This is a genomic window from Enterococcus sp. 2G9_DIV0600, assembly GCF_002140615.1.
Taxonomy (GTDB): domain Bacteria; phylum Bacillota; class Bacilli; order Lactobacillales; family Enterococcaceae; genus Enterococcus_D; species Enterococcus_D innesii.
On the sequence record NZ_NGLL01000001.1, the window covers coordinates 1,491,408 to 1,492,503 of the forward strand.

1 pseudogene is annotated in these 1,096 nt (G+C 29.0%); it reads left to right on the forward strand.

The window, feature by feature from the left end:
• Positions 1 to 926 (forward strand): annotated as a pseudogene (locus tag A5870_RS07080) (hypothetical protein); the annotation flags it as partial.
• Positions 927 to 1,096: the final 170 nt, after the last annotated feature.

The following is a 1,096-nucleotide window of genomic DNA, read 5'->3' on the forward strand; positions in this document are numbered from 1 at the left end:
TAATTAATTCATTACAAGAGGTATTTGCGAGATGGGGGAAGAAATATATGAAACTAAATTGGACACAATTTGAAAGCTGTAATCCGGATTCACAATATGCCTTTGAAAGAATGTGTAGGTTATTGTTTAATCATCATTTTTTTAATGGGAAAGCAATCCTGCATTCTAATCCAAATAATCCAGGAATAGAAATACTACCAATACTGGAAGTTTCTTCAAATAAGCGAATTAGTTTTCAGTCGAAGTACCTATCGACTAATGATTATACTCAAATTAAGCATTCTGCTATAAAAACTATTGAACATTATACCGGCAAACTAGATACAGTATATTTATATTGCAATAGAGATTTAACAACAACATCAGTATCATATAAAGAAATTGAGCAACTTTTAGGGGATAAAGGAATTGACTTGATTTTAGTTAGTAATCAAACTATTCTTGATCAAGTACTGCTATTTCCAATGATTGCAACATATTACTTTGAACACCATCCGATAAATCAACAATGGTTTGAAGAAAATCTCCAAGAATCTCTTGATGCATTAGGAACAAGACATAATAATTTATTTAACGTCAAAACGCAAACTGAAGAATCGATTGATTTATTCACTCTCAATAAATTTGGTTTATCAAATTTAAATTATAAAAAAGAACAAGCAATTGAAGAAATAAATAGCATGCGGAACAATATAATGAATCAAAATGAGTACTTATTAAAAGTAAGAACGATAATAGAATCTTTAGAAGAAATCACTATAAATAATGTTAACACTTGTTTAGATTGGGAATCAAGATTATCTAATGACTTAGCAAATGAAATTTTGAATTTAGAAAAAGAATGTAAGAAAATCGAAGGTCAAATCGCAAACCTTTCTGATTCAAAAGATAATAACTGTCTCTTATACACATCTAGATGTGTATAAGAAAAATTAATGGATGTTCCTAAACTTCTTAGAATAACAGAGACTGAAAAAAATTTGATACGAAATAAAGTATTACTCGTTAAAGGAGAGGCAGGGGTCGGGAAATCACAACTATTTGCAAATGCCTGCAAAAAAAATATTGACGCAAAGGTTTTTTCTATATTGATACT